The sequence below is a fragment of the Stenotrophomonas sp. CASM110 genome, assembly GCF_049384345.1.
Lineage (GTDB): Bacteria > Pseudomonadota > Gammaproteobacteria > Xanthomonadales > Xanthomonadaceae > Stenotrophomonas > Stenotrophomonas muris.
Genome location: NZ_JBMRGI010000022.1, coordinates 59,792 through 82,127, shown reverse-complemented (window position 1 = coordinate 82,127; position 22,336 = coordinate 59,792). Strand labels below are relative to the sequence as shown.

Below are 22,336 nucleotides of genomic sequence, written 5' to 3'. Positions count from 1 at the left end.
CGGCCCTTCCAGCCTCCCCGCGGCGGAGGGATGAGCAAAGGCAGGGTCAAAGGCTGGGGTCAGATCCCTTTGCTGCGCAAAGGGATCTGACCCCAACCCACGAAAAAAGGCAGCCAGTGGCTGCCTTTTTGCTTCTGCTTCTGCCTTTGATTCCGCCCTTCCCGTCCGCGCCACACGGAAACTGTCGAGAGGGGGCGGATGGCCCTCTCCAAAACCGTTGGCGCCATGGATGGCGCCATCGAGCACCATGGAAGGGCTTTAGCGTGTTTTGGAGAGGGCCATCCGCCCCCTCCCCCACGTATCAATCAAGGCGCCGCACGGAGCGCTTGATAAAACCCTTATTCCGCCAGCATCGCCGCCAGCTTCTCCCGCGCCGGGCCAGCCAGCTTCGGGTTGTCCAGCGCGAAGCGGATCGTCGCCTCCACCAGACCCAGGTGCGTGCCGCAGTCGAAGCGGGTGCCCTCGAAACGATAGGCATCGACTTCTTCGGTCTTCAGCAGCTCGGCAATCGCATCGGTCAGCTGGATCTCGCCGCCGGCACCGGTCTGGGTCTGTTCCAGCAGCTCGAAGATCTTCGGGCTGAGCACGTAACGACCCACCACCGCCAGGTCGCTCGGCGCGTCCTCCGGCTTCGGCTTCTCGACGATCTGCGAAATACGGCCCTTGCGGCCATCGAACGCGTCGGTGGCGACGATGCCGTAACTGGCGGTCTTATCGTGCGGCACGTCTTCAACCGCGATCACGCTGGCGCCACTGGCTTCGTTGAGGTCGGCCATCTGCTTCAGCGCGCCCGCACCGCGGTTCCAGATCAGGTCGTCGGGCAGCAGTACGGCAAACGGCTCGTCACCGATCACCGACCTGGCACACAGCACCGCGTGCCCGAGGCCCAGCGCCTCGGCCTGGGTCACGAAGATCGCGCGCACACCATTGGGGAGCACGTGCCGGATCAGTTCCAGCTGCTCCTGCTTGCCAGCGCGCTCAAGCTTCTGCTCCAGCTCGTACGCCTTGTCGAAATAGTCGGCAACGGCGTGCTTGTAGCGGTTGGTGATGAACACCAGCGTGTCACAGCCGGCTTCGATCGCCTCATCCACCGCGTACTGGATCAGCGGCCGATCAATGATCGGCAGCATCTCCTTCGGCACAGTTTTGGTTGCTGGCAAAAAACGCGTCCCCAATCCTGCCACCGGGAAAACTGCTTTGCGAATTCGCTTGCTCATTGGTGCCTGTTGGCCTCACGTGCCGGAAAAGGCACGACTTTAGCGGATGAAATGTAAGCATCCTGTTCGATTGGCGAGAATTCCGGCATCGTCGCAAACAGGATTTCCTGGATGCGGGCGGTGTCGTAGCTGGCAATCGCCTCGCGCAGGCGCGGAACGTTGCCCAGCACCAGGTCGCGCGAGAACGTACGCACGCCGGCTTCAAGAATCTTCGGGTGCGCGGTGGAGCGGTAATCTTCGTCCGAATAGAACAGCGTCTCGTGCAGCTTCTCGCCCGGACGCAGGCCGGTATAGATGATCTGGATGTCCTTGTACGGCTGCTTGCCGGTCAGGCGGATCATCTGTTCGGCCAGCACGCGGATCGGCACCGGCTCGCCCATGTCGAGGGTATAGATCGCACCATGCGACGCCGATGCGGCCGCCTGCAGGATCAGCTGGCAGGCCTCGGGAATGGTCATGAAGTAGCGGCTGACTTCCGGGTCGGTGACCGTGACCGGGCCACCGCGCAGGATCTGCTCGCGGAACAGCGGCACCACGCTGCCGGCCGATGCCAGCACGTTGCCGAAGCGCACCGTGACAAAACGGGTATGCGTGGACTTCTGGTCCAGGCTCTGGCAGATCATCTCGGCGTAGCGCTTGCTCGCGCCCAGCGCATTGACCGGGTCGACCGCCTTGTCGGTGGAGATGAACACGAAATGCTCCACGCGGGCTTCCAGGCAGGCGCGCGCGACGTTCTCGGTCGCCAGGATGTTGTTGCGCACTGCTTCACGCAGCTGGCGTTCCAGCACCGGTACATGCTTGTAGGCGGCCGCATGGAAAGCGGTATCGACGGGGTGCAGCGACAGCGCGTGGCGGATCACCGCCGGGTCACCGCAGTCGCCCAGCACCGCCTCGATCTCGACATCGGGGAAGCTGCGACGCAGCTCGCCCTCGATGGTCAGCAGCAGCAGCTCGCTGATCTCCAGCAGGATGATGCGACCGGCACCATGCCGCGCGCACTGGCGGCACAGCTCCGAGCCGATCGAACCACCGGCGCCGGTAACCATCACGGTGCGCCCACCCAACCAGCCGCGGATCAGGTTCCAGTCCGGCATGATCGGCTTGCGCCCCAGCAGGTCCTCGATCGCCACTTCCTTCAGCTGGCCCGGCAGCGACTGGCCCTGCAGGATGTCACTGAGCTTGGGCACGGTACGGAACGGCACGCCGGTGCTTTCGCAGATCGCGACGACGCGCTGCATGCCTGCGGCGTCCAGCGACGGCATGGCAATGACCAGCAGCTTGGCAGCGGTCTCGCGGACCACCGTCGGCGCGTCATCCAGCGTGCCCAGGATCGGCAGGCCCTGCAGCTTGGCGCCACGCAGGTGCGGTGCATCGTCGAGCAGGCCGACCGGCTCGAAGTTGCCGGAGCGGCGCAGGTCGCGCACCAGGGTCTCGGCCGCCTGGCCGGCGCCGAGGATCAGCACGCGGCGGGCGCTGGAATCGGACTGCAGTGCCTGGTAGTCCTTCCAGGCGCGGTACAGCAGGCGCGGCGCGCCGAGCAGTGCCGACAGCGCGAACGGGTAGATCACCAGCACCGACATGGGTACGCCGTCGAAGCGCTTCCACATCAGCACCAGGATGATGGCCACCATGCCGATGAAGCTGGCCTTGAAGATGTTCAGCAGGTCGCTGACGCTGGCAAACCGCCACAGGCCGCGGTACAGGCCCACGCGCCAGAACACCAGGCCCTGCAGCAGCAGGACCAGGGTGGTATCGACGTTCCACAGGGGCAGCGCCGGGGCGTTGGGCAGGATCGAGTAACGCCCTGCATGGAGCAGCTGCCAGCATGCCCAGACCATGAAGAGGTCGTGGCAGACGATGGCCGAACGCGGCATCAGGCCGAGGATTCTGTCCCGCCAGGGTGAAGCCATAATTCAGGTAATTCCTTGTCGGTGGCGCATTCCATTGCGCAGGAGGAGCCAGAGGACGCTCAGCGCGATGAACCACGCGATCGCCACGACAGCCTCCCACCTCGGCTGCAAATTGGAGCAGACATTGAACACTGTAATACTGAACAGACCCAAAGCAAAGTACATCCCTGTCACCTGCGGGTGACTGGCTCCTGCCTGCACCGCGCGCTGGTAGACATGCTGGGTATGGGGTTCCATCCAGCGTTGTCCGGAAATGATGCGCGCCAGCAGTGTGAAGCCCGCGTCCACGAGGAACGGCGAAACCGGTACCAGCAGCAGGATCCAGTTGATATCGGTACGCACGCTGGCGATCGCCAGCACCACTGCGACCGCATACCCCAGCGCGCCGCTTCCAACATCGCCCATGAAGATCCGGGCGCGAGGGAAGTTGAACGGCAGGAATCCAAGGCAGGCCAGGCCCAGCGCCACGGCGGCCAGTGAATAGGGCCACGGCAGTACCGGCGCCAGCCCCAGCATCGCCACAACGGCCTGGCTGGCGGCGATGCCATTGATGCCGTCCATGAAGTTCCAGATGTTGATCAGCGACGCGGTGAACAGCAGCACCAGCACCGCCAACAGCCAGCTGCCACCATTCACCTTGACCAGGCCGGCCAACAGCGCTGCGGCGATGAAATGCACCAGCAGGCGACGCATCGCCGGCAGGGGCTTGTGGTCGTCCCACCAGCCGATACCGGCCACCAGCACCAGCCCAAGGCTGGCCACCAGCACCGTCGGCGTGCTTTCGGGCCAGGCCCAGATGGCCACGCCGGCGGTCACCAGCAGGCTGATGACGATGGCGATGCCGCCACCGCGCGGGGTGGCAACGCTATGGCTGCGACGCTCGCCCGGCTGGTCCATCAACTGCTGGCGCAGTGCATAGCCCCGCGCAGCCCAGGTCAGCAACGCACTGAGCAGGGCGAGCCCCAGCAGCGCGCCCATCACAAGCCAGGGCATGGATCAGAGCACCGCGTAGTTCAGCAGCGGCTTGACCGTCCCCCACTCCTTGCAGCTCGGGCACTGCCAGTGGTGGGTACGCGCACCGAAGCCGCAGCGCGTGCAGCGATAGGCCGGGTTGCGCACCAGCAGCTGGTCGGTGATGTGCTTGAGGTCATGCAGGGTGGCGGTGGAATCGGCTCCCTCGGCGAGGGTCAGATCGATCAGCGCGGATTCGCCACGTACCGACGGGCGATCCTTGAGCTGGCGACCGAGGTAGGCACGGGCCGGCGCCACACCTTCCTGCTCTTCCATCAACCGGGTCAGCGCCAATACCGGGGCGATGCCGCGGTAGTGCTCGGTCATCTCCGACAGGAACGCGCGTGCACCTGCCAGATCGCCGACCCTGCGATAGTTCTGCATCAGTGCCGGCAGCAGTTCCGGCAGGTATTCGGGGTCGTTGCGCGCGGCGCGCTCGAAGGCGCGCACGGCGGCCTCTGGATTGCCCGCGTCGGTTTCCAGCCGGCCCTCGATGATGCCGGCGCGCACCGACATCGCGTCGGCCTGGTAGGCGCGGGCGATCGCTGCCCTCGCCTCTTCCAGCTTGCCGGCGCCACGGAAACGTTCGGCCAGTTCGCATTCGAACTGTCCGATCAGCTTGCCCATCGGCTCGCCGGTGACGTCCTCGAAACGGGTCGCGTTGTCGATCGCCTTTTCCCAGTCGCGCTCGGCCTGGTAGATGCCGATCAGGTGCTTGAGCGCCTGCGGTGCGCGCTGATCCAGCTGCGCCAGCTCGGTGAACACGGTCTCGGCACGGTCCAGCAGGCCGGACTTCATGTAATCCTCGCCCAGCGCCAGCAGGGCCTGCACGCGCTGTGCATCACTGAGGTCGTGGCGGTTGACCAGGCCCTGGTGCAGGCGGATGGCGCGGTCGACTTCGCCACGGCGGCGGAACAGGTGGCCCAGCGCGACCTGGGTCTCGAAGGTTTCCTTGTCCAGCTCGGCGATGTGCAGGAACAGCTCGATGGCCTTGTCCGGCTGCTCGTTGAGCAGGTAGTTCAGGCCACGGAAATAGGTGCTCGACAGGCGGCTGACCTGGCTGTCACCGTGGCGTTGACCACCGCGCCGCCCGATCACCCACCCAGCCAGGGCGGCCAGCGGAACGAACAGGAAGAACCAGAACCACTCGGTGACGAAATCCATCTTCGATCAGCGTCCATCAAAAGATTGAGGGGAAGCAACCGGTGCCGGCGTGGCGGCAGCGGACTTGTTGGCGCGGCGCAGCTGGCTGTAGAGCGGAATGACCACGCTCACCAACACCAGGCCAGCGCCAACGATGACGCCGATCAGCAACGCGGCAATGATGGCCACGCCGACCGAGGTCTTAAGCTGGGTGAACAGCAGGTTGATGGTCATCTCGTCCATGTTCATGGCACCGATGATCAACCCAAGAATGAGTACCGCCAGCAGGACCAGCAGACGAAAAACCTTCATGCGACAGCTCCAGTGGCAGGAGTCCGTAGCTTATCCGACTCGCGGCTGGATTCGCACGCGGTGGCGCGACGGAAGGCTCAGGCCGGATCGGCGTCCAGCGGCAGCACACTGCTGACCCGCTCGCGCAGTTCCTTGCCCGGCTTGAAATGGGGGACATGCTTGCCCGGCAGGGCAACCGATTCGCCGGTCTTCGGGTTGCGACCCAGGCGCGGCGGACGATAGTGCAGCGAGAAGCTGCCAAATCCACGGATTTCGATGCGATCCCCGGCGGACAGCGATCCGCCCATCATTTCCAGCAACGACTTCACCGCCAGATCGACATCATCGGCCTTCAGGTGCGCCTGGCGGCGCGCAAGGATTTCGATCAGTTCGGATTTGGTCATTACCGGCTCACATCAGGGGCATCTCAGCCTGAAACGGCCCGGGCAATGCCCGGGCCGTCCAGGAAACAACGAACAGCGTAAGGTCGATTACTCGGACTTGTTGCCGTTCAGCTGTGCACGCAGCAGCGCGCCCAGCTGGGTGGTGCCGCTGGAAGCCGAAGAGGACTGGTATTCCTCCAGCACTTCGCGCATTTCCGCGTCGTCCTTGGCCTTGATCGACAGCTGCAGGGTACGGCCCTTGCGGTCCATGCCCACGAACTTGGCTTCGACCTTGTCGCCGACCTTCAGGTGCTGGGTGGCGTCGTCAACGCGCTCGTTGGCGATGTCGCGGGCCGAGACGTAACCTTCGATGCCGTCAGCCAGCTCGATGATCGCGCCCTTGGCGTCGACTTCCTTCACCACGCCTTCAACCTTGGAGCCCTTCGGATTGGCAGCCATGTACTGGCCGAACGGATCCTGCTCCAGCTGCTTCACGCCCAGGGAGATGCGCTCGCGCTCCGGATCGACAGCCAGGACGACGGCGTCCAGGGTATCGCCCTTCTTGAAGTTGCGAACGACGTCTTCGCCGGTGGTGTTCCAGCTGATGTCGGACAGGTGGACCAGGCCGTCGATGCCGCCGTCCAGGCCGATGAAGATGCCGAAGTCGGTGATCGACTTGATCTGGCCCGACACCTTGTCACCCTTCTTGTGGGTGGCAGCGAAGGTTTCCCACGGATTGGCGGCAACCTGCTTCATGCCCAGCGAGATACGGCGACGCTCTTCATCGACGTCCAGCACCATCACTTCGACTTCATCACCAACCTGGACAACCTTGGACGGGTTGACGTTCTTGTTGGTCCAATCCATCTCCGAGACGTGCACCAGGCCTTCGACGCCCGGCTCGATCTCAACGAACGCACCGTAATCGGTGACGTTGGAGACCTTGCCGAAGACGCGGCTGTTGGCCGGGTAACGACGGCCGATGTTGTCCCACGGATCCTCGCCCAGCTGCTTCAGGCCCAGCGAAACGCGGTTGCGCTCGCGGTCGAACTTCAGCACGCGGACGTCCAGCTCGTCGCCGACGTTCACGACTTCCGACGGGTGACGCACGCGCTTCCACGCCATATCGGTGATGTGCAGCAGGCCGTCGATACCGCCCAGGTCCACGAACGCGCCGTAATCGGTCAGGTTCTTGACGACACCCTTCAGGATCGCGCCTTCCTGCAGCTTGTCCATCAGCTGCTCGCGCTCTTCCGAGTGCTCGCTTTCGACGACAGCGCGGCGCGAGACCACGACGTTGTTACGCTTGCGGTCCAGCTTGATGAGCTTGAACTCGAGTTCCTTGCCTTCCAGGTAGGCCGGATCGCGCACCGGGCGCACATCGACCAGGGAACCCGGCAGGAAGGCGCGGACATCCTTGATGTCCACGGTGAAACCACCCTTGACCTTGCCGCTGATGCGGCCGGTGATGGTTTCGTTCTTTTCCAACGCTTCTTCCAGCTCGTCCCACACCATCGCGCGCTTGGCCTTCTCGCGCGACAGGACGGTTTCGCCGAAGCCGTTCTCGATCGAGTCGAGGGCGACCTTGACGATGTCGCCTTCGGCGACGTCGATTTCGCCAGCGTCGTTACGGAACTGTTCGATCGGCACGATGCCTTCGGACTTCAGGCCAGCGTTGATCACCACGACGTCGCCGCGGACTTCAACAACGGTACCGCTGACGATGGCGCCCGGCTTCAGCTTGGCCAGATTGGCCTGGCTGGCTTCAAACAGTTCGGCAAATGATTCGGTCATTAGATTTACTCTGTTGGACACATGGGTCGGTGGCGTCCCCTTCAGGGGAATGGCGACCGCCCGCCTGTTGGTCGACCCCGGAAACGCAGGTCGTGTGTAGTAGGAAAACCGCCACGCATCATTGCGCGACGGAGCTGGTACAGCACTGCTATGCGCGACCACCGCCGATGCTGCTGGCAGCGCTCCCGCGCGAACGGATCAGGCAGCCGGAACCGGAAGCAGATCCATCACTCTGGCAACGACATCATCGATGCCGATGCCTGTGGTGTCGATGAGGACAGCATCGTCTGCCGGCTTCAGGGGCGCCACGGTACGCTGGGCATCACGGGCGTCGCGGGCCATGATCTCGCGCAGGAGGTCATCAAAGTTAACAGAAACCCCCTTGTCTTTCAACTGCTTATGCCGGCGCTCGGCGCGCTCCTCGGCACTGGCGGTCAGGAAGACCTTGTAGGAGGCGTCCGGGAAGATCACCGTGCCCATGTCGCGGCCGTCGGCGACCAGGCCCGGCAGCTCCCTGAATGCGCGCTGGCGCTCCTTCAGGGCAGCGCGGACCTCGGGAATGGCGGCAATGGCCGAGGCCAGCGCACCGGTGGTCTCCAGGCGCAGCTCGTCGGTGGCATCGGTGCCGTTGACCATGACCCGCATGGCATCGCCCTGCTCGACAAACTGAACGTGGGTGTCGAAGGTGCAACGCACCAGCGCCGAGGCGTCGGAGGTATCGATGTCGGCCCAGCTTGCGGCCACGCCCACCGCCCGGTACAGCGCGCCCGAATCCAGGTAATGCCAGCCCATCCGGCGCGCGATGATGCGGCTGATGGTACCCTTGCCGGCCCCGGATGGGCCGTCGATGGTCAGGACGGGAGCGAGTGGATTCATGGGGGTCCCAGAGCGTGTGAAGAGGCCATTCTAGCCCCTGCCAGACGCCCCCAGCGGGATCTTTTGTGCAACCACTTGAAACCACGAGGAAAAGCCCGGTAGAATGGCGGGCTTGAACGAGCGTCAACTGCCGATTGTCTTTCGCATATCGCGGCCACGCTCCACCCGAACAACTACTGTTTACGCCGAGGTATGCCATGAAAGTCCTGTCCTCCCTGAAGTCGGCGAAGGCCCGTCACCGTGACTGCAAGGTCGTGCGTCGTCGTGGCAAGATCTTCGTCATCTGCAAGTCGAACCCGCGTTTCAAGGCGCGTCAGCGCTAAGTCTCACAGCCTTCCGGCTGCGGCTGGCCCTACGCGGGGCCGACCCGATGCAAGAAACCGCCTTCGGGCGGTTTTTTGTTTATGCGGCTTTTTCCTGCCGTTTTTGCTGTAATCGCCTTTCTTGACCACTGGGGAGTAGATCGAGATGAAGCGTTACCTGTCCGCCCTGGCCGTGATGGCCACCCTGGCCGCCGCCACACCGGCACTGGCCGATACCCTGCTTGTCGACCGCGCCCGTGAGAAGCCGGCCGGTGCCCTGCCCGTGCGCGGCCAGAGCATGCAGCAGGTGCAGGCGCAGTTCGGCGCGCCCAGCGAGCAGCTGCAGCCGCGTGGCGGGCAGAAACGGCAATGGCCGACCATCAACCGCTGGGTGTACCCGCAGTTCACCGTCTACTTCGAGAAGCAGAAGGTGATCGACGTGGTGGCCAACCAGGCGGACCCGAACGAAATCGGCCCGAAACCGCCGATCCGTTGATCCCATTACCCGCCGTGGGCGGGCCTGTGTAGCGAGACCATGAACCAGACCCTTCGTTTTCCTGCCGAGTGGGAAGCCCAGAGCGGCGTCCTGATTGCCTGGCCCACCGCCGATACCGACTGGGCCGACCGCCTGGGCCAGGTGGAAGAGACCTACATCGCCCTGGTCGCGGCCATCACCCGCTTCCAGCCGGTGCTGATCTGCGTGGCCGACGACGATGTGGAGACCTACGCCGAGATGCGACTGCGCTCCAACCGCATCGACATGGACAAGGTCCACTTCACCACGGCGGCCTACGACGATACCTGGCTGCGCGACTCCGGCCCGATCACCCTGCGCCGTGCCGACGGCGGCTTCCAGCTGCTGGATTTCCGCTTCACCGGCTGGGGCGGCAAGTTCGACGCCACCCTGGATGACCAGCTGGTGGGCGTGCTCGACCAGGCCGGCGTATTCAACGATGCGCCGGTCCGCAGCATTCCGTTCGCGCTGGAAGGCGGCGGCATCGAGACCGACGGTGAAGGCACCCTGCTAACCACCTGGAAGTGCCTGCACGAGCGCCACCCGGACCGCGACCGCGCCAGCCTGAGCGCCGACCTGGCCGACTGGCTGCAGCAGGACCGCGTGCTGTGGCTGGACCACGGCTACCTGGAAGGCGACGACACCGACGCGCACATCGATACCCTCGCCCGCTTCGCCTCGGCTGACAGCATCGTCTACCAGGCCTGCGACGACGAGAGCGACTCGCATTACGCCGAACTGCAGGCGATGGGCAATGAGCTGGCCGCGCTACGTACCAGGGATGGCCAGCCGTACCGCCTGTTCCCGCTGCCGTGGGCCCGGCCGGTGATCGACGAAGGCCGTCGCCTGGCTGCCTCGTACGCCAACTACCTGATCGTCAATGGCGCGGTGCTGATGCCGGCCTATGGCGACCCGGCCGATGACCTGGCCCGCGACGTGCTGGCACAGGCGCACCCGGGCCGAGAGATCGTGCAGGTGCCCTGCCGCTCGCTGATCTGGCAGAACGGCAGCCTGCACTGCATCACCATGCAGCTGCCGGCCGGGCTGTTGAAGGCGTAACGGTCGTGCCGGCCGCTGGCCGGCAACCCTGCAATGCCTGATGGATCCACGGGATTGCCGGCCAGCGGCCGGCACTACCCGCTGCGCCATTCAGCGCGCGACACGCCGTCGCCGCCCATCCGCGCTAACATGCTGGTTTTCCCCTGCAGGAACGCCCCGCATGAACTCGCGCAGCCCCCTTACCGTCGCCCTGATCCAGGAGCGCAACCACGGTGATGCCGCCGCCAACCTGGCGGTGATCGAAGCACGCGTGGCCGAGGCGGCTGCGCAGGGTGCCAAGCTGGTGCTGCTGCAGGAACTGCATAACGGCCCGTACTTCTGCCAGCACGAATCGGTGGACGAGTTCGACCTGGCCGAGCCGATTCCGGGCCCGAGCACCGAGCGCCTGGGCGCGCTGGCGAAGCAGCATGGCGTGGTGCTGGTCGGCTCGCTGTTCGAGCGCCGCGCTGCCGGGCTGTACCACAACACCGCCGTGGTGTTCGAGAAGGACGGTACGCTGCTCGGCAAGTACCGCAAGATGCATATCCCGGACGACCCGGGCTTCTACGAGAAGTTCTACTTCACCCCGGGCGACATCGGCTTCAAGCCGATCGATACCTCGGTGGGCCGCCTGGGCGTGCTGGTGTGCTGGGACCAGTGGTACCCGGAAGCGGCGCGCCTGATGGCGCTGGCCGGCGCCGAGCTGCTGCTGTATCCGACTGCGATCGGCTGGGATCCGGACGACGTGCAGGACGAGAAGACCCGCCAGCGCGACGCCTGGGTGCTGAGCCATCGCGGCCATGCGGTGGCCAACGGCCTGCCGGTGCTGAGCTGCAACCGCGTCGGCCACGAGGCCTCGCCGCTGGGCGCGTCGGGCATCCAGTTCTGGGGCAACAGCCACGTGCTGGGCCCGCAGGGCGAGTTCCTGGCCGAGGCCGGCACCGAGGCCACCGTGCTGCTGTGCGACGTCGACCTGCAGCGCAGCGAGCACGTGCGCCGCATCTGGCCGTTCCTGCGTGATCGCCGCATCGATGCCTACGGCGACCTGCTCAAGCGCTACATCGACTGAGCCGGAGCCCGCGCATGGCCGTCCTCATCCGTGATGCCGGCCCGGCCGACATCGACGCGATCACCGCGATCTACGCGGTGGAAGTGACCGACTTCGTCAACACTTACGAGTACGACATCCCGGACGCGTCCGAGATGCTGCGCCGCATGCGCGACATCATCGACCGCGGCTTCCCCTACCTGGTCGCCGAGATTGACGGCCAGGTGGCCGGCTATGCTTACGCCAACACCTACCGCACCCGCGTTGCCTACCAGTGGACCGTGGAAAACTCGGTCTACGTCGATGCCGCGTTCCAGGGCAAGGGCGTCGGCACCGGCCTGCTGCAGGCGTTGATCGACGCCTGCGTGGCGCGTGGCTACCGGCAGATGGTGGCGGTGATCGGCGAACCGACCAATACCGCTTCAATCAAGCTGCACGAACGCTTCGGCTTCGAGCTGGTCGGCGTGTTCCGTGGCCTCGGCCGCAAGCATGGCCGCTGGCTGGACACCGTGCAGATGCAGCGCGCGCTCGGCGATGGCGCCGACACCGCACCTTCCAATGAATGAACCCATGACCGAAACCCTTCCCGAGACCGGTGACGACCTGTTCGCCGGCCAGCCGGTGCGCGTCGTCGAACGCGACGGCGTGCGCTACACCCTGCTGGGCACCGCCCACGTCTCCCGCGCCAGCGTCGAGGCCGTGGAAAAAGCCATCGACAGCGGCCGCTTCGATGCGGTTGCCGTCGAGCTGGACCCGCAGCGCCTGCAGGCGCTGAGCGACCCGGACACGCTGGCCAAGCTCGACCTGGTCGAGGTGATCCGCAAGGGCCGCGTCGCCCTGTTCGCCGCCAACCTGGCCCTGTCCGCCTACCAGCGCCGCCTGGCCGAACAGCTCGACATCGAGCCCGGTGCCGAGCTGAAGCGTGCGGTGGAGCTGGCGCGCGAGCGCGACCTGCCGGTGCACCTGATCGACCGCGAGGTCGGCCTGACCTTCCGCCGGGCGTCGCAGCGGCTTGGGTTCTTCGGCAAGCTGAAGCTGGTTGCCGGGCTGGGCGCCGGCCTGTTCTCGTCCGAGGAAGTGGGCGAGAACGAGATCGAAAAGCTCAAGCAGGGCGACATGCTGGAATCGAGCTTTGGTGAGTTCGCCAGCGAGAGCCCGGCGCTGTACGAGACCATCATCGGTGAGCGCGACCGTTACATGGCCACGCGCCTGCGCGAGGAGCACACCCCGCAGCAGCGTGAAGTGCTGGCGGTGGTCGGTGCCGGCCATCTTGCAGGTCTCGCGCGCTACCTGGAAACCGACACCGAGGCCCCGGCGCCGCTGCGCGCCGAGCTGGAGGCGGTGCCGAAGAAGCGCAACATTCCGTGGTTCACGCTCGGGATCCTGGCGATCGTGGCGACCGGCATCGGCGTGGGCTTCTACCGCGGCGGCCTGGGCGTGGGCACCGAACTGCTGGCGACTTGGGCAATGTATACCGGCGGCCTGGCGGGCCTGGGCTGCCTGCTGGCAGGCGGTCACCCGCTGAGCATCCTCACCGCGATCGCGGTGGCCCCGTTCAAGCCGTTCCGCCTGAGCATCCCGACCGGCGCATTCTCGGCGCTGGTGGAAGCGCGCCTGCGCAAGCCGGCCTACGAGGACTTCCTGAAGCTGCGCGACGATGCGCAGAGCCTGAAGGGCTGGTACCGCAATCGCGTTACCCGCGTGGTGCTGACCTTCATGCTGACCAACATCGGCAGCATGCTCGGCCTGTGGCTGACCACCTTCAAGGTGTGGGGCAAGGTGGCGGGGTAAGCCTCTCAACCGGCCACAGAATCTGTAGCGCCCGAGCCCATGCTCGGGCGACGCGGCGACGCGGCGAGCAGAAAAAAAGGGGGAGACCGCCCCACTACGACCGGCCTCCCCCACACCACAACACGTTGGCGCGCATTACAGCCGGGCAGCGCCCGGCTCCATCCTCTCCAGCCCGCGTGCACGGCGGATCAACCGCGTCACGGCATTGCGCAGGTCATCGAGCACCGCATAGATCGTCGGCAGGAACAGTAGGCTGACCACCGTCGAGAACGCCAGGCCGCCCGCAATCGCGCGCGCCATCGGCGAATACTCCGGGCCATTGCCGAACATCTGCGTATCGGTCAGCGAGATCGGGATCATCGCCAGGATCGCCGTGCCCATGGTCATCATGATCGGGCGCAGGCGTTCGCGTGAGCCTTCCACCAGCGCCTGGGTGCGGCCCATACCGCTGCGCCGCAGGTTGTTGATGTGCTCGATCATCACGATGCCGTTGTTCACCACCACGCCCATCAGCACCAGGATGCCGATGAAGGACATGATCCCGAACGAGGTGCCGGTGATCCAGAACAGCCAGAACACGCCGAAGATCGAGAACAGCACTCCGCTCATGATCGCCGCCGGGAACAGCAGCGACTCGAACACCGCCGCCATCACCACGTAGATCATCACCAGTGCGATCAGCAGGTTGAACACCATCTGCTGCATGGCCTCGTCGTCGTTGCCGTAGTCGCCGCCGTCGAAAGTGAAGCCATAGCCGGCCGGGAAGTTCATTGGCTTGAGCACGGCTTCGATCGCCTTGCGCCCGTCCGGCGCGGTGACCTTCTCGGCCAGGTTGGCCTTGATGGTCAACGTGGTCTGGCGGTTGGTGCGGCCGATCTGGGTGGCCGACGAACCAACGTCCACGGTGACCAGGCTCAGCAGCGGCACGCTGCGGCCATCGCCGGTGCGCACGCTGAAACCGGCCAGGTCTTCCGGGCTGCTCTGCTCGGCGCCGGCAAAGCGCACCCACACCGGCACTTCGTTGTCACCGCGGCGGAACTCGCGCATCGGCGCGCCGCGCAGCGCCAGGCCGACGAAGCTGGCCACCTGCTCGGCATTGAAGCCGAACGCTGCGGCACGCTCACGGTCGACGCGCACCTTCAGCTCGCCGCCCTTCTCGCCGTTGTCGATGCGCACGTCACGCAGCTCGGCACGCTGCGCCAGCAACGGCACCACTTCCTGGCCGATCTCCTGCAGCATCGAGCTGGAATCACCCACCAGCTGCACCTGCACGCCTTGGTTGCTGCCGCCACCGCCATCGCCGCCCTGGTTGCCGACGAAGTAGTCGGTGCGTGCCGACTTCGGCAGGCCCTTGCGCAATTCCTCCTGCAGCGACTTGATGTCCTTGGCGTACTTTTCGTCCAGGGTGACCACCGTGGAGCTGCCTTCCTGCTCGCTGTACCAGGAATACACCTGCTTCACGTGCAGGCGCTCGCGGTTCTGGTCGATCCAGTTCTCCACCCGCGCCACTTCCTCGGACATCTGACGGTAGGTGTAGGCGCCCTTCCACATGTAGCCGATGAAGATGTCCTTGCCACCCTCACCACCGAACATGTCGACCTTGGTCAGCTTCATCGGCACCAGGCTGACCAGCACCACGAGCAGGATGCCGAGCAGGCTCCAACCGCGGTGATGCAGTGACCAGTCCAGCAGCTGCGCATAGCGTCGCTGCAGGCGCGCGATCAGGCCGGTCTGCGAGTGCACCAGCTTGGGCGTGGCCATGCGCGCGGACAGCATCGGGATCAGGCTGACCGCCACCAGCCACGAGGCCAGCAGCGAGACCGAGATGGTGATCGCGATCTGCGCCATGAAGATGCTGATGTTGTTGGTCTCGCCGAACAGGTTCGGCACGAAAACGATGCAGTGGCACAGCGTGCCGGCGCTGAGCGCGATGGCCACGTTGCGGGTGCCGATGATCGAGGCCAGCCGTGGCTGCCCCGGCATGCGCTCGCGCTCCTGGTAGATGCTCTCCACCACCACCACTGCATTGTCGACCAGCATGCCGACGGCCAGCAGCAGGCCCATCATGGTCAGGATGTTGAGTGTCACCCCGACGAAGTACATGAAGCCGAGGGTGATGGTGAAGCAGATCGGAATGGCCAGGGTCACCATCAGCGTCGACGGCCAATGGCGCAGGAAGAAGAACAGCACGGTGACCGACAGGATCAGGCCGACCGCGCCGGCCTCGGCCAGCTCCAGCAGCGAGGACGTCACTGCCTTGCCCTGGTTGTCGATCACCTTGATCTGCACGTCGCGCATCGACGGCTGCGCGCGGATCGCCTCGACTTCGGCCAGCGCCGCACGCGAAACGTCCACCAGGTTGGCGCTGCGTTCCTTGAAGATGTCCAGGCCCACCGCCGGGTTGCCGTCCAGGCGGCGCCCGTAGTTCATCCGCGCCGGCTTCAGGCGGACATCGGCGATATCACCCAGGCGCAGTCCCTTGGCGTTGATCACCAGGTCGCGCATCTCCTGAAGGTCGGTGATCTCGCCTACCGGCTGCACGCGCACGCGCTGGCCGTTGTCGTCGATCTGCCCGGCCGAGATCGAGAAGTTCAGCGTGCGCAGGCGCTCGCTCAGCTCGTTGATGCTCAACCCATGCGCGTTGAGCCGGTTCGGATCGATGGCGATCTCCACCTCGTTCGGCGGCGCACCGGTGATATCGACGCGGGCCACACCGGGAATACGCTCGATGCGCCGTTTGAACTCACGATCGAGCATGTCATAGGCGGTGGTCAGGTCGGTGGTGCTGGCCAGCCGCACCTTCAGCACGGGCTGGTCGCTGCTGGACCACTTGAACACGTTGTAGCGCTGCAGGTCGTCGGGCAGGTCGCTGCGGATCGCGTCGATACGCTCGCGCGCGTCCGACGCGGCAATGGCGATGTCGCGGTCCCAGTCGCTGAACTCGATGTAGATCAGCGCCGCCTCGGAGGTGGCCGACGAGCGCATGCGCTTGATGCCGGTCATCGTCGCCAGCGATTCCTCGACTGGACGGATGATGGTCCGTTCCACTTCTTCCGGGGTCGAGCCGGTGTAGGGAATCTGCACGAACAGGAACGGCGCGGAGATGTCCGGCAGCGCCTCCAGCGGCAGCCGGAACGAAGCGATCAGGCCGATCACCACCAGCGACACGAAGCACATGATGGTGGTGACCGGACGGCGGATGGAGAACTCGGCAACACTCATGCCGGTTCCTCCACACCCGCTGTGCCGCCCTCGTCGCCATGCAGGCCCTCACCGGCGTGCTTGCGGCCGCGCTCACGGTAGTAGGCGTCGCCGCGACGATCCATCAGGTCGTACACCACCGGGATCACCAGCAGCGTCAGCAGCGTCGACACCAGCAGGCCACCGATCACGGTGATCGCCATCGGTGCACGCACTTCGGCGCCCTCGCCCATCGCCACCGCCAGCGGCAGGAAGCCGAACAGCGTGCACAGCGTGGTCATGATGATCGGGCGCAGGCGGGAACGCGCACCCTCCACCAGCGCCTCATGCTTGGCCACGCCGGCCTCGCGCAGCTGGTTGACCTTGTCGATCAGGATGATCGCGTTCTTGGTGACCAGGCCGACCAGCAGGATCAGGCCGATGAACACCACCACCGAGATGGGCTTTCCGGTCAGCATCAGCGCCAGGATCGCGCCGACCAGCGCCAGCGGGATGGTGAACAGGATCACGAACGGGTGCAGCAGGGATTCGAACTGCGAGGCCATCACCAGGTAGACCAGGAAGATCGCCAGGCCGAAGGCGAAGATCAGCGACTTCGCCGCCTGCGCCAGTTCCTCGCCCTGGCCACCGATGTGCAGGCCGACACCCGCGCCCAGCGGCTGCTCGGCCACCATCTGCTGCACTTCGCGCATGGCGGCGCCGAGGTCGATGTCGCGCAGGTTGGCCGATACCACCGCGACCCGGGTCTGGTCGGCACGATGGATCTCGCTGGGGCCGGTGGTGGCGACCACGTCGGCCACCGCGTCCAGGGTCACCGGGCGGGTGCTGCCCGGATTGACGATCAGCCGGCGGATGCTCTCCACGCTGGCGCGGTCACCTTCCTGGGCGCGCACCAGCACGTCGATCTTGCGGTCACGGAAGCTGTAGCGGGTGGCGACGTCGCCACGCACCTTCTTCACCACCACGTCGGCGATCTGGCGGGTGGTCAGGCCCAGTGCACCGGCGCGCTCCTGGTCGAAGCGGATCTGGATTTCCGGGAAGCCCTCTTCCACCGTCGACTTCACGTCGGCGTAGTGGGCGTTGCCGCGCAGCATCGCCGCCAGGCGCTGGCCGGCCACTTCCAGGGTCGCCATGTCCTGCCCGCGCAGTTCGATTTCCAGCGGCGTGGAAAAGCTGAACAACGCCGGCCGCGCGAAGTCGACCTGGGCACCCGGGTGCTGGCTCATGGTGCCGCGCAGGCGCTCGGTGATCGCCGCTTCAGTGTGCGCATTGCCGCCACCTTCCATCACCACAGTCAGCTTGCCGATGTTCTCGCCACTTTCGGTCGGGCTGGCATCCAGCCGGGTGCCGCTGCCACTGACGCCATACAGCGAGGCCACGCCTTCGCCCTTGCCATGCGCCAGCTGCAGCTCGCGCACCAGCGCATCGGTCTGCTTCAGCGGCGTGCCGGCCGGCAGCTTCACCGTCATTTCGAAACGGTCCTGCGCCAGCTGCGGGATCAGGTCGGCGCCAAGCATCGGCACCAGCGCCATGGTCGCCACGAAAATGATGGCTGCCACGCCCAGCACCTTGCCGGGATGCGCCAGCGCACTCGGCAGCAGGCGCAGGTAGCCTCGCTCGGCGCCTGCATAGGGCTTCATCGCCAGGTCGCTGGCCTTGCGCATCACCGGGCCGACCACCGCCACCACGCCGCGCCACAGGCGCACCACGAGCCAGGCCAGCGCATAGAAGCTCCAGCGCACGCTGGCGAGCAGGCCACGGCGGCCCAGTGCAACCGGCTTCTGCCAACGCTTCTGCGGCTGCCATGCTGCGTTCGGCGCCTCTTCCGGGAACGCCAGCGGCGGCCGCCCCTTCAGCGAGCTCAGCATCGGGATCAGGGTCATCGACACCAGCAGCGAGATCGCGATGGCGATCGCCACGGTCAGCGCCTGGTCGCGGAACAGCTGCCCGGCGATGCCATCGACGAACACCAGCGGCAGGAACACCGCGATGGTGGTCAGGGTCGAGGCGACCACGGCCATGCTCACTTCACGGGTGCCGGCGATCGCCGCCTGCAGGATGCCCAGGCCACGCTCACGGGCCTTGGCGATGCTCTCCAGCACCACGATCGAGTCATCCACCACCAGGCCGGTGGCCAATGCCAGGCCACCCAGCGACATCACGTTCAAGCTCAGGCCGAGCTGGCCCATGAAGAAGAACGTGGCGATGATCGAGACCGGCAATGACAGGCTGATCACGAACGTACTCCAGCCATCGCGCAGGAACAGGAAGATGATCAGGATCGCCAGCAGGCCGCCGATCACGGCATCCTTCTTGACGTCGGCGATGGCGTGCTCGATGAAGCGCGACTGGTCCTCGATGGTGGTCAGCTCGACATCGGACGGGAACGTGCCCTTGATCTGCTCCAGGCGCTTGCGCAGCGCTTCAGCGGTGGACACGGTGTTGGCGTCGCCTTCCTTGTAGATGGCCAGCTCGACCGATTCCTTGCCGCCCAGGCGGATGATCGCTTCGCGCTCCTTGTAGCCCTGGCGCACGGTGGCCACGTCCTTCAGGCGCACCGGCACGCCGTTGGCAACCACGCTGGAGCCACCGCCGGACGATGCGCTCTGTGCCGCCGACGCCGCCGCGATGGCGGCCGCCGAACCGGTCGACGCGGCGATGTTGAACATCTGCTGCAGCGCCGAGTCCGCCGCGCTGCCATTGGCGGCCTGGGTGGTCACCAGCAGGTTGCGGATCTCCTCCAGGTCGGCGAACTGGTTGACGGTACGCACCAGGAAGCGCTGCGAGCCCTCCTCCAGGCGGCCGCCGGAAATGTTGATGTTCTCGTCCTTCAGGCGCTTGATGACGGTGTCGATCGGCAGGTTCAGCTGGGCAAGCTTCTGCTGGTCGATGTCGACCTGGATCTCGTCCTCCAGGCCGCCGCCCACCTTCACTGCCGCCACGCCGGTGACCGGCTCCAGCTTCTTCTTGAGGTCTTCATCGGCATAGCGGCGCAGGCCGGTCAGCTCGCGCACCGCATCGGCATCGCTGGTCGGCGCCGTCTTGTTCGACAGCACCAGGCGCATGATCGGCTCGGTGGACGGATTGAAGCGCAGCAGCACCGGGGCCTTGGCCTCCAGCGGCAGGTTCAGCGCTTCCATCTTGTCGCGCACCTCCAGGCTGGCCTGGTCCATGTTGGTGCCCCAGGCGAATTCCAGCACCACGTCGCTCTGGCCGGTGCGCGAGACCGACTTCAGCTTGCGCAGGTTCTTGACCACGCCGACCGCTTCTTCGACCGGCTGGGTGATCAGGGTTTCGATTTCAGTCGGCGCTGCACCGGTGTATTCGGTGCGCACGGTCAGCGTCGGGTAGCTCAGGTCGGGCAGCAGGTTGACCTTGAGATTGCCCAGCGCGATCAGGCCGAACAGCAGCAGCGTGACCGTGCACATGGCGATGGTCACGCGGCGGCGGGTGGCAAACTCCACCAGGCCGCCGCGCATGCCGGCGGCGGCGCCGTCGCTCGCCGGCGAGGCACCGTGGTCGTGGCCCGGGGCGGTCATTGCTTGCTCCCGGCCTTGTCTGCGGGCTTGGCGGCCGCAGCGACCGTCTTCGCCTTCGGATCGGCAATCACCTGCACCGTGGTGCCGTCGCGCAGGGCGACCTTGCCGGCGGTGACCACCTGATCACCGGCCGCCAGGCCATCACGGATCTCCACCCACGGGCCCTCGGCGTAACCCAGCTTGACCGGAACGCGTGCGACCTTGCCTTCGCGCACGCGGAACACCGCCGGCTCACCGTCGTCGAGCAACGCCAGGCGCGGTACGACCAGCGCATCGGCACGCTGGTCGTAGTCGATGCGGATGCGACCGAACATGCCGGGCTGCAGCGCGTGTGCGGCGCCGTCGAAGGCGCTGACCACGCGAAACGTGCCGCTGCCCGAATCCACCACCGGCGCGATGCGATCAACGGTGCCGGTGAAGCTCTGCCCCGGCAGCGCGTCGGCCGCCAGCGTCACCGGCTGGCCGGCGCGCAGGGTGGCCAGTTCACGCTCGGGCACGTTGAGGGTGGCTTCCAGCCGCGAGTTGTCGACGATGCGGAAGATCGGCGTGTTGATCTGCACGAAGTTGCCGGTCTTGATCGAGCGCGATGCGATCACGCCGGAGATCGGCGCCACCACCGTGGTGTAGGACAGCTCCAGCGTGGCCAGCCGGTACTGCGCGCGGACGTTTTCCAGGTCGTAGCGCAGCTGGTCGACATCGGCGGCGCTGACCATCTGCTGGCCGACCAGCTTCTGTGCGCGCTGGTAATTGTTTTCCAGCTTGCGCATCTGCGCTTCGCTCTGTGCAACGGCCAGCCGTGCACGATCCGGGTCCAGCCGCACCAGCGGTTGGCCGGCGGTGACCCGCTGCCCTTCCTCGACCAGCACCGCCAGCGCCACGCCGGAGGTCTTGGCGACCACCTGCGACTCGGCGCGTGGTTCCAGCGCGGCCGTGCCGGTGTAGCTGGCCGCGACGGCACGATGGCTGGCCACCGCCACTTCGACCGGGACTGCGTCGACCTTCTTCTCCTCCTTGGTTTCGGCAGCCTTGGCTTCGGAATTGGGCCCTGCGGCGCAACCGCCCAGCAGCAGGGAGGTGGAGATCAGCAGTGCGGCAGCGCAGATTCCGCTGCGACGGCCGGACAGGAAGATTGGGTGCAACATCGTCGGGTCCCTGAAGGATGCGTGGACAGGTGTGGTAGCAAAGTAATGCACCACTTCACGGCAACACCATATCCCAAAGGTCATGGTGCCTTCACGCCGCCGGTCGGCCCGACCCCATTTCAGCTAGATGAAACCTGAGGCTATACTCGGGTCGTTCCGTACCCCACGCCGGAACGACCAGACCCGAATCCCCGGAAACGACACCATGCGCCCGCAGCCGCTCGCCGCTTGTCTCGCTCTGGCCGTCCTCCTGCCCCTTGGGGCCGCCGCACAGCCCGCTCCTGCTCCTGCCACACCCGCCCCGGCCCCGGCTCCCGCCGTTGCGCCAGCGCCCGCCGCACCCACCGGCAACTTCGACAATGGCCGCGTCCTGGCCTACACCTGCCAAGGCTGCCACGGGATCACCGGCTACAAGAACGCCTACCCCAGTTACCGGGTGCCGAAGATCGGCGGCCAGACCCAGCAGTATCTGGCCCAGGCCCTGACCGAGTACCGCCAGGGCAAGCGCCGGCATCCGACGATGCAGGCGCAGTCGATGAGTTTCAGCGAACAGGAGATCGCCGATCTCTCTGTTTACCTGTCCACCGTCAAGTAAGGCCCGCCCATGTCGAAAGCCGCGCATCCGATGCGTCACGCCATCGCCCTGTCCGTTGCCCTGCTGCTGGCCGCCTGCTCACAGTCGCAGGTGGAAAACAGCGAAAAATCGGCCGCCGACCCGGGCCATGCCAGCGGCGAGCACGGTTCATCGTCCTCCGCCGGCCTGCCCGCTGGCCGCGAGGCCGCCGGTGAAGCCCGCGCCAAGGTGAAGGGCAAGGCCACCAACCAGAGCTGCATCGACTGCCATGGGGCCGACGGCAATGCGCCGATCGATCCGACCTATCCGAAGCTGGGTGGGCAGTACGGTGACTACCTGGCGCACGCGCTGCAGGCCTACCGCGCCGGTGACCGCCAGCATGCGCTGATGACGCCGCAGGCGAAGGACCTGAGTGATCAGGACATCGCCGATCTGGCGGCGTACTTCGGCAGCCGGCCGAGCCAGCTGCGGGATCTGCACGGGGTCAAATGACGGCCGGCCCCCCGGTCGGTGCGGACCGTCGGTTGGTAGGTGCGGACCGTTGGTCCGCACAGATTCCGGA

At 65.9% G+C, this 22,336-nt stretch carries 19 protein-coding genes; 8 read left to right on the top strand and 11 right to left on the bottom strand.

Features of this window, described 5'->3' with window-relative positions:
• Positions 1-338 precede the first annotated feature (338 nt).
• From galU to cmk, 8 genes are all read right to left on the bottom strand, one after another.
• Positions 339-1,217, bottom strand: coding sequence for a UTP--glucose-1-phosphate uridylyltransferase GalU (gene galU, locus VG561_RS17475; protein WP_032960751.1), 879 nt, complete (start codon positions 1,215-1,217; stop codon positions 339-341).
• The gene (locus tag VG561_RS17470) at positions 1,214-3,127 is read right to left on the bottom strand and encodes a polysaccharide biosynthesis protein (RefSeq protein WP_014646852.1); all 1,914 of its coding nucleotides are present in this window, start codon (positions 3,125-3,127) and stop codon (positions 1,214-1,216) included. Before VG561_RS17470 ends, galU begins: the two co-directional genes overlap by 4 nt.
• A gap of 3 nt (positions 3,128-3,130) precedes the next feature.
• A complete protein-coding gene (locus VG561_RS17465) occupies positions 3,131-4,120 on the bottom strand; it encodes an MraY family glycosyltransferase (protein WP_046430191.1) in 990 nt (329 codons plus the stop codon).
• A 3-nt stretch (positions 4,121-4,123) separates the two neighbouring features.
• Positions 4,124-5,302 carry a lipopolysaccharide assembly protein LapB gene (gene lapB / locus VG561_RS17460; protein ID WP_014646850.1) on the bottom strand — a complete coding sequence of 393 codons (1,179 nt, stop codon included), beginning with the start codon at positions 5,300-5,302 and terminating at the stop codon, positions 4,124-4,126.
• A gap of 6 nt (positions 5,303-5,308) precedes the next feature.
• Entirely contained in the window at positions 5,309-5,593 is a 285-nt protein-coding gene (locus tag VG561_RS17455) for a LapA family protein (RefSeq protein ID WP_014646849.1), read from the bottom strand.
• A gap of 77 nt (positions 5,594-5,670) precedes the next feature.
• Positions 5,671-5,976, bottom strand: a complete 306-nt coding sequence (locus tag VG561_RS17450; protein ID WP_005409286.1) for an integration host factor subunit beta — start codon at positions 5,974-5,976, stop codon at positions 5,671-5,673.
• An 87-nt stretch (positions 5,977-6,063) separates the two neighbouring features.
• Positions 6,064-7,749, bottom strand: a complete 1,686-nt coding sequence (gene rpsA, locus VG561_RS17445; protein WP_005416230.1) for a 30S ribosomal protein S1 — start codon at positions 7,747-7,749, stop codon at positions 6,064-6,066.
• A gap of 198 nt (positions 7,750-7,947) precedes the next feature.
• Positions 7,948-8,625: a (d)CMP kinase gene (gene cmk, locus VG561_RS17440; protein WP_014036894.1), complete on the bottom strand. Its 678-nt coding sequence runs from the start codon at positions 8,623-8,625 to the stop codon at positions 7,948-7,950.
• Positions 8,626-8,822: 197 nt separating this feature from the next.
• Here cmk and ykgO point away from each other — a divergent pair, with 197 nt between their 5' ends.
• The 6 genes from ykgO to VG561_RS17410 all read left to right on the top strand — a co-directional run bounded on the left by ykgO (position 8,823) and on the right by VG561_RS17410 (position 13,318).
• A complete protein-coding gene (gene ykgO / locus VG561_RS17435) occupies positions 8,823-8,948 on the top strand; it encodes a type B 50S ribosomal protein L36 (RefSeq protein ID WP_005409283.1) in 126 nt (41 codons plus the stop codon).
• A 175-nt stretch (positions 8,949-9,123) separates the two neighbouring features.
• Positions 9,124-9,423 (top strand): hypothetical protein, encoded by a 300-nt coding sequence (locus tag VG561_RS17430; RefSeq protein ID WP_227837998.1) that lies wholly within the window; start codon positions 9,124-9,126, stop codon positions 9,421-9,423.
• A 39-nt stretch (positions 9,424-9,462) separates the two neighbouring features.
• On the top strand, positions 9,463-10,500 hold the full coding sequence (locus VG561_RS17425) for an agmatine deiminase family protein (protein WP_014646848.1): 1,038 nt from the start codon (positions 9,463-9,465) through the stop codon (positions 10,498-10,500).
• A 160-nt stretch (positions 10,501-10,660) separates the two neighbouring features.
• Positions 10,661-11,548 (top strand): carbon-nitrogen hydrolase, encoded by an 888-nt coding sequence (locus tag VG561_RS17420; protein ID WP_032960744.1) that lies wholly within the window; start codon positions 10,661-10,663, stop codon positions 11,546-11,548.
• Positions 11,549-11,562: 14 nt separating this feature from the next.
• Entirely contained in the window at positions 11,563-12,093 is a 531-nt protein-coding gene (locus VG561_RS17415; protein ID WP_014646846.1) for a GNAT family N-acetyltransferase, read from the top strand.
• A gap of 4 nt (positions 12,094-12,097) precedes the next feature.
• Positions 12,098-13,318 carry a TraB/GumN family protein gene (locus VG561_RS17410; protein ID WP_014646845.1) on the top strand — a complete coding sequence of 407 codons (1,221 nt, stop codon included), beginning with the start codon at positions 12,098-12,100 and terminating at the stop codon, positions 13,316-13,318.
• Between the two features lie 135 nt (positions 13,319-13,453).
• Here the strand turns inward: VG561_RS17410 and VG561_RS17405 are convergent, their stop codons facing one another.
• From VG561_RS17405 to VG561_RS17395, 3 genes are read right to left on the bottom strand one after another with little or no spacing between them, the layout of a single operon-like run.
• On the bottom strand, positions 13,454-16,540 hold the full coding sequence (locus tag VG561_RS17405; protein ID WP_014646844.1) for an efflux RND transporter permease subunit: 3,087 nt from the start codon (positions 16,538-16,540) through the stop codon (positions 13,454-13,456).
• Entirely contained in the window at positions 16,537-20,058 is a 3,522-nt protein-coding gene (locus tag VG561_RS17400; RefSeq protein ID WP_164110271.1) for an efflux RND transporter permease subunit, read from the bottom strand. The genes VG561_RS17405 and VG561_RS17400 overlap by 4 nt, the downstream gene beginning before the upstream one ends.
• Positions 20,055-21,200 carry an efflux RND transporter periplasmic adaptor subunit gene (locus VG561_RS17395; RefSeq protein ID WP_423179841.1) on the bottom strand — a complete coding sequence of 382 codons (1,146 nt, stop codon included), beginning with the start codon at positions 21,198-21,200 and terminating at the stop codon, positions 20,055-20,057. Before VG561_RS17395 ends, VG561_RS17400 begins: the two co-directional genes overlap by 4 nt.
• Before the next feature lie 205 nt (positions 21,201-21,405).
• On the opposite strand from VG561_RS17395, the gene VG561_RS17390 reads away from it, so the two are divergent.
• Positions 21,406-21,795: a c-type cytochrome gene (locus VG561_RS17390; RefSeq protein ID WP_014646842.1), complete on the top strand. Its 390-nt coding sequence runs from the start codon at positions 21,406-21,408 to the stop codon at positions 21,793-21,795.
• 9 nt (positions 21,796-21,804) lie between these two features.
• Positions 21,805-22,266, top strand: a complete 462-nt coding sequence (locus VG561_RS17385; RefSeq protein WP_005416218.1) for a c-type cytochrome — start codon at positions 21,805-21,807, stop codon at positions 22,264-22,266.
• Positions 22,267-22,336 lie beyond the last annotated feature (70 nt).